The organism is Sphingomonas sp. S2M10, assembly GCF_012650175.1.
In the GTDB taxonomy this organism is placed as follows: Bacteria; Pseudomonadota; Alphaproteobacteria; order Sphingomonadales; family Sphingomonadaceae; genus Sphingomonas.
This window is the reverse complement of record NZ_JAAILI010000057.1, coordinates 48,125-54,694: the sequence shown is the minus strand read 5'-3', so window position 1 is coordinate 54,694 and position 6,570 is coordinate 48,125. Positions and strand designations below refer to the sequence as shown.

At 67.2% G+C, this 6,570-nt stretch carries 5 protein-coding genes and 2 tRNA genes; 3 read left to right on the top strand and 4 right to left on the bottom strand.

Features of this window, described 5'->3' with window-relative positions:
- On the top strand, nt 1–827 hold an 827-nt coding region (locus S2M10_RS15370; RefSeq protein ID WP_168846876.1), incomplete at its 5' end, for a ferritin-like domain-containing protein.
- 20 nt (nt 828–847) lie between these two features.
- Nucleotides 848–2,173: an Nramp family divalent metal transporter gene (locus S2M10_RS15365; protein WP_168846875.1), complete on the top strand. Its 1,326-nt coding sequence runs from the start codon at nt 848–850 to the stop codon at nt 2,171–2,173.
- Nucleotides 2,174–2,586: 413 nt separating this feature from the next.
- Here the strand turns inward: S2M10_RS15365 and S2M10_RS15360 are convergent.
- The 3 genes from S2M10_RS15360 to S2M10_RS15350 form a co-directional block, all read right to left on the bottom strand.
- Nucleotides 2,587–2,663, bottom strand: a tRNA-Pro gene (locus S2M10_RS15360).
- 59 nt (nt 2,664–2,722) lie between these two features.
- Nucleotides 2,723–2,798 (bottom strand) — tRNA-Ile (locus S2M10_RS15355).
- Nucleotides 2,799–2,863: 65 nt separating this feature from the next.
- Complete coding sequence (locus tag S2M10_RS15350) at nt 2,864–4,483, bottom strand: HAMP domain-containing histidine kinase (RefSeq protein WP_168846874.1); 1,620 nt, start codon at nt 4,481–4,483, stop codon at nt 2,864–2,866.
- 181 nt (nt 4,484–4,664) lie between these two features.
- Here S2M10_RS15350 and S2M10_RS15345 point away from each other — a divergent pair, with 181 nt between their 5' ends.
- Nucleotides 4,665–5,138, top strand: coding sequence for an Lrp/AsnC family transcriptional regulator (locus tag S2M10_RS15345; protein ID WP_093295502.1), 474 nt, complete (start codon nt 4,665–4,667; stop codon nt 5,136–5,138).
- 83 nt (nt 5,139–5,221) lie between these two features.
- Here the strand turns inward: S2M10_RS15345 and S2M10_RS15340 are convergent, their stop codons facing one another.
- Nucleotides 5,222–6,505 (bottom strand): tetratricopeptide repeat protein, encoded by a 1,284-nt coding sequence (locus S2M10_RS15340; protein ID WP_168846873.1) that lies wholly within the window; start codon nt 6,503–6,505, stop codon nt 5,222–5,224.
- Nucleotides 6,506–6,570 lie beyond the last annotated feature (65 nt).

The following is a 6,570-nucleotide window of genomic DNA, read 5'->3' as shown; positions in this document are numbered from 1 at the left end:
CACCGACGCCCACCCCTACCCCGGGCGCGTCCCTGTCCGACGCGGACGTGCTGAATTTCGCGCTGAACCTCGAATATCTCGAGGCGCAGTTCTACTCGTTCGCGGCCAACGGCGTCTCGTTGCCTGCCAGCCTGCTGTCGGGAACCGGCCAGCAGGGGACAGCCAACGGCGCGCGCCAGGTCGCGTTCAAGGACGATGCGGTAGCGCGCTATGCCCGGGAGATCGCGGGGGATGAGCAGGCGCACGTCGCGTTTCTGCGAAGCGCGCTTGGCAGCGCTGCGGTCGCGCAGCCGGCGCTGGATCTGTCCGCGGACGCCAATGGCGCCTTCTCGGCCGCAGCCCGCGCGGCCGGACTGGTGGGCGCCAATCAGGCGTTCGATCCCTATGCCAGCGACGAGAATTTCCTGCTCGCCGCGTTCATCTTCGAGGACGTCGGCGTCAGCGCCTATAAGGGCGCCTCGCCGCTGATCACCAACAAGACCTATCTGGAGGCTGCCGCCGGCATCCTCGCCGCGGAAGCCTATCATGCCGGCCTGATCCGCACGACCTTGTACCGGAAGGGCCTGTCCACGCCCTCGCTGATCGACGCGACCGAGGCGATCTCCAACGCGCGCGACAGTCTCGACGGGTCCAGCGATCTGGACCAGGGCGTACGCGCCATCGGCAATGCGTCCAACATCGTACCCGTCGATTCCAACGGCGTGGCGTTCAGCAGGACGACGGGCCAGGTCCTCAACATCGCCTATCTCAACAAGGCGTCGGTGGATCGAGGAGGTTTCTTCCCGACCGGCGTCAACGGAACGATCAAGCTCAGCGCCGCCAACTAATGTCACCGTTCGAGGGGGACATGGCTGCGACCGGGGGCTCGACCGCGATACACGCGGCGAGCCTTCCCGGCGCGTTCCGGAGCGTCGCCGTACCCGCCGCGGCGGCCGGTTTCTGGCGCAAGCTCGGCGCCTTTGCGGGTCCCGGCTATCTCGTCGCGGTCGGCTATATGGACCCCGGCAACTGGGCCACCGGCCTGGCCGGCGGTTCGGCGTTCGGCTATTCGCTGCTCTCGGTCATCCTGCTCTCCAATCTCATGGCGATGGTGCTCCAAAGCCTCTCGGCGAAGCTGGGCATCGTGACCGGGATGGACCTAGCCCAGGCGTGCCGCGCCCGTTACCCGCTGGTCCCGCGGCTTGGACTATGGCTCTTGTGCGAGCTGGCGATCATCGCCTGCGATCTGGCGGAGGTGATCGGCACCGCAGTCGCGCTGCAGCTGTTGTTCGGGCTGCCGCTCGTCGCGGGCATCGTCGTGACGGCGCTGGACGTGCTGCTGATCCTCATCCTGCTTCGGCACGGCTTCCGGCAGCTGGAGGCGTTCATCGTCGCGCTGTTGCTGGTGATCGCATTGTGCTTCGCGGTGGAGCTTGCCTGGGCGCAGCCAAGCCTCGCGGCGATCGGTGCCGGGCTTGTGCCCTCTACGGAAATCGTGACCAATCCGACGATGCTGTATGTGGCCATCGGCATCCTTGGCGCCACGGTGATGCCGCACAATCTCTACCTGCATTCCTCGATCGTCCAGACGCGGGCGTTCGATCGCAGCGACCGCGGCAAGGGCGAAGCGATCCGGCTTGCGACGATCGACAGCAGCGTGGCGCTGGGCCTTGCGTTGTTTGTCAACGCGGCGATCCTGATCCTTGCCGCAGCGGCGTTTCACGGGCCTGGCCGTGCCGGGGTCGCCGAGATAGGCGACGCCTATGCCCTGCTGGCACCTGCGCTTGGCGTGGGCATCGCGAGCACGGTTTTCGCGGTGGCGCTGCTCGCGTCCGGCCAGAACTCGACCATCACCGGCACCCTTGCCGGACAGATCGTGATGGAGGGCTTTCTGGATCTGCGACTGCCGCCCTGGCTGCGCCGGATGATCACGCGCGGCCTTGCGATCATTCCTGCAGCGGCGGTCGCCATCCTGTACGGCGACGAAGGCGTGGCCAGATTGCTGGTGCTGAGCCAGGTGGTGCTGAGCCTGCAACTTCCGTTCGCGGTCGTTCCGCTGGTGCGCTTCACGGGCAATGCAGCGCTGATGGGCCGCTTCGCCAATGGCCGCTTGATGGGACTCGCCGCGCTTCTGATCACAACCGTCGTGATCGTGTTGAACGGCGTTCTGATCGGCCAGATGATCCTCGGCTGACGCCCCGGTGCGCAGGGGCGAGGTGGTCGCTTTCCCGGTGCATGGGTGATCTACGCTCGAGTCACCCCAAGATCGGGCCGTCCTTCCATGTCCGGATGGTACCCATGGCGCCAATATCTCGGGGACGATCGACATCGGCGCCCATGAACAGGTTGCGGGGCCGGTCCGGCTCGCCGGCGCCGGCCAGCAATTCGAACACCCAAGCGAAGGACGACGTCACAAAGTGACGGGCCGGCCGGGGCGCGCCACAAGGGTGCGCCCAATGCTGCTGGCGGGGAGCATGTGCGGAACGGTACGCCCCGCAGAAGATGCGGCGCAAGGCCGCCGCTGGCCGCGAGGCCTGCCCAGCCGAGCGACCGCGCCGGGTGCCGATCGAGCGACCGACACCTATAGGATTTCACCCGCTGGGAAAGTGGTCGGGGAGACAGGATTCGAACCTGCGACCCTCTGGTCCCAAACCAGATGCGCTACCAGACTGCGCTACTCCCCGACGAGCCGCCGCGCTTAGAGCGTCCACGCGGCGGACACAAGGCAAAGCGACATGCACACTGGTGGGCCCGGCAGGACTCGAACCCGCAACCTAGCCGTTATGAGCGGCCAGCTCTAACCGTTGAGCTACAGGCCCCCAGCGCAAACACGCCCTAGCGGAGCCGCCGCCCTCGCCGCAAGCCCAAGCTGATCCATCGAAATTCAGTTCCGGTGTAGCTGCTCGCGCGCGACCGGCGTGGCGGCCGGCAGGCGAAGGGTGAGCATATCCGGCGCGATGATCAGGCTGCCGCCGAGTTCCCGCGCCAGGTTGCGCGCCAGCCGCAGCGCAAAACCGGTGCCGAGCAGCGTGCCGTCCTCATCCTGCTCGTCGTCGATGCCGAGCACCGCTTCGCCCGGGTAATGCCCCAGCGCCCGCGGCCGATCGATCGCGATGGCTACCCGCTCGTCATCGTCCTGTGCGAAGCGCACCTGCAGTCGTTCCTCGCGCGCCGTGGCGGACACCAGAGTCGCGAGCAGGCGGGCGAGCAAGCGCTCCACCGCGCGCCGGTCACCCGAGATGGCCATGTCTTCACTCGGCAGCAGGATCGCCGAGCCGCGCAGCGTCAGCAATTCGCCCAGATCCGCGACGATGCCGGCAAGCAGCGGCCGCAGCGCCACCCGCCCTTCCCCCAGCGACAGCGCCGCGCTCTCGATCCGCGCGGCGAGGTCGAGATCGTCGATCGCGCCCAGCAGATCGCGCGCCTGGGCGCGGATCGCCCCTGCGCGATCGCGATAGGCCTCGGGAACCGGCCCCAGCATCTGGGTCTCGATCATCTCCGCAAAGCCGGCGATCGCATTGGTGGGCGTGCGCAGCTCGTGGACGATCTGGCGCAGCGCGTCCGCTTCGATCGGGGCCCGCGCGGGCTCCGCACGTTCGTCCGCGCGGGGGCGCCGGGCGCTGCCACGATAGCCCGTGAACCGTCCGGTTACCGGTTCGAACGCCGGCAGCCCGGAAACCAGCCAATCCCCCGCCGCATCCGATTCGCCCTCGATGGTCAGGCGGGCATTGGTGAATCCGGCACGCCGGCGGAACGCGCCCGCGGCGACCCCGTCCAGCCGGCTTGCGCCCGCGAGCCCCTGCAGATCCAGCGAGAGGCCGATGACGGGCGCCCTGCTCACGCCATCGACCCAACGGACGATCCCGGCCGCGTCGGTCTCGAAGCGGAAGCTACGCGCTCGATCGCCGGATCGCCCGGTTGCGTCGGCGGCGTCGCGGTCGCGGCGATAGGCCTCGATCCGCGCCACCAGATCGGCCACCGCAAACAGCCCGTCGCCCTTTTCGACCGCGGCGGGCGGCGCGGCGATGGGCTGGCTGCCGATCTCGGCGGCGATCGTGTCGGGCGAACGCTGGTCGGCCAGCACGAAGTCCACCGATCCGAAACTCTCGAGCGCCCGAAGGACCGCCGGCGGCAGGTCACGCCGGTTGCGCAGCACATGGCGCCCGGCCGGAGAGAGCACCGGCAGCAGCTCGGTCCACGCCTGTTCGGAGAGCTGGGCGCTGCGCAGCACCGGCAAGGCCACCATCAGATCGTCGGTTGCCAGCAGCCGTACCAGCGCGGCGGGCGGGCAGGCGCCGTCGAGCGCGCGTGCGCTGGCGGCGCGAACATCCAGCGCCACGACCGGCCGGAGCGATTCCAGCAGGTCCAGCGCGCGCGGCTCGGCGGGAACACGCTGCCGACCGAGCAGGTCCACCAGTTGCCGCCAGACGAGGGGCGCCCCCGTGGGCGAGCGCAGGTCGCCCGCCAGCACCGTTTCCAGCGTATCGTCAAAACGCAGCGGCAAAGCCGTCTTCCCCCGCAATGCTTTAGATTATTCGTACGCGTACCGCATAGCGCGCTGCAACACATGGAGGAAACAGTCCATTTCGGTACGTCGCAATGTGGGACAATTGCGTTGAAGCGTAATTTTATTATGCTAACAAGCAGCCAGAAGAAACGAACCCACGCAGGAGCCCCAGAAAGAAATGCGATTCGACGAGATCGACGTCCGGATCCTTGGATTACTCCAGGAAAATGGCCGCATGACCAATGTCGAGCTTGCCGAGAGGGTCGGGCTGACGGCCCCGCCCTGCCTCCGCCGCGTCCGCGCGCTGGAGCAGGAAGGGGCGATCAAGGGATATCACGCCGCGCTGGATCCCAGCGCGCTCGGCTATAACCTTACCGTCTTCGCGATGGTGAGCCTCAAAAGTCAAGCCGAAAGCGATCTGCGCGCCTTCGAGCAGCTGGTCGCGGAAATTCCCGAGGTGCGGGAGTGCCACATGCTGAACGGCGAGATCGACTTCATCCTGAAGATCGTCGCGCCGGACCTGCAGAGCTTCCAGACCATTCTTACCACGCGGCTGACCACCGCCCCCAATGTCGAGCACGTCAAGACGTCGCTCACCATCCGCACCGCCAAGGCACTGCCCGGCGTGCCGGTGCCCGAATTCAAGGGCTGATCCTCCCGCAATCGGTGGCGACGGCAACAAAAAGGGGCGGTCCCGCAGGACCGCCCCTTTCCTTTTGGCCTTCGCCGAGGGGATCAGGAAAGCGTCGGCAGATCCAGCGCGACGGTCCACAGCGCCGCGAGGTCAACCGCCGGGGCCGCCTTGACCTGGCCGAAGCCGGTGCGCGCCTCGTCCTTGCGGCCGAGATTGTAGAGCGCGATGCTGCGGTGCAGATTGACCTCGTCGGTGGCGACGCCGCCCTTCTGCAGCGCGACGTCGTACATTTCCACGGCCTTGGTATAGTCGCCCGAGGCCAGGAATGCGTCGCCGGTCTGCGCGGCCATCTTGCCGTTGGCCGCCGCCTGCGACTGCTTGACCAGCGGAGTCAGCGAACCTTCTGCCTTCGACTTGGTCTGCGCCGAGGTATAGACGCGGGCGATGTCCGCATTGCCGGCGGGCAGCTTGCCTGCGGCGCGCCCCTCTTCGATCACGGCCACCGCTTCCCAGGGAAGGCCGGCCGCGTTCACCGATTCGGCATAGTCGAGATAGTCGTTCTGGTCCGCCAGCACCTTGGTGGTGCGCAGCAGGCGATACAGGTCGATCCGCTGCGCCGAGGTGAGACGGCCGCCCGACTGGTCCGCGCTGCCGCGCATCACCAGCACGCCCCAGCGCCAGTTCTGCTTGGTCGGATAGTCGGCGATCATCTTCTTCATCCACTCCGCCGTCGCGGCGCGGTTGCCGGTGGCATAGACGCGCGGGATGGCGAACTGATACCAGGCGACCGGCGGCTTCTGGCCCGTCGCCTTCACCGTCTGGATCGCGCGATCGACCTCGGCGACGGACTCGTTCGGCTTGCCGGTCTGCGCATAGGCGTTGGCGAGCCCGATCGAGATGTCGAAATCATTGTTGCCGGCCTCGCGCGCCTTGGTCAGGCCGTCGATCGCCTCGGCATATTTCTTGTCGGCGAGCGCCTGGTTGCCGACGATCGTGTAATATTGGCGCTTGTAGATCGGCAGTTCATTCGCCGGGGTGCGCGGGCTGGCGATCAGCACCGGCAGCGTCTTGGTGAGGCCCGCCATGTCGTTCTGGCCGATCTGAACGCGCGTGCGCAGATAGGCCGCATAATATTTCTCGTCGTCGTTCTGCGCGACCTGATCAAGCGCGTCGAGCGCCGGGGTCGCCGCCGCCCAGTTCTTCGCCTGCACGGCCTCCACCGCCGGTGCGGCGGCCTTGCGGAAGGCATCGCCCACCTTGAGCGCGTTCGGATCCTCCTTCGAGGCATCCTTCTTGTCCTTCTGGGCCAGCGCCGGCGTCGACACCAGCGCGGTGGAACCCAGCGCAAGCATTGCAGTCAGCGCAAGCTTCGAAACAAACGTCATGTGAAACTCTCCTCGTCGGCCAGGCGGCGTCGCACGTTCCTCTAAAGGCGCCCTGTACACCATTC

What these genes read in the sequence shown, in the direction of transcription:
- S2M10_RS15365 (WP_168846875.1), top strand. Translation starts at nt 848, where the DNA reads ATGGCTGCGACCGGGGGCTCGACCGCGATACACGCGGCGAGCCTTCCC.
- S2M10_RS15345 (WP_093295502.1), top strand. Translation starts at nt 4,665, where the DNA reads ATGCGATTCGACGAGATCGACGTCCGGATCCTTGGATTACTCCAGGAA.
- S2M10_RS15340 (WP_168846873.1), bottom strand. Translation starts at nt 6,505, where the DNA reads ATGACGTTTGTTTCGAAGCTTGCGCTGACTGCAATGCTTGCGCTGGGT.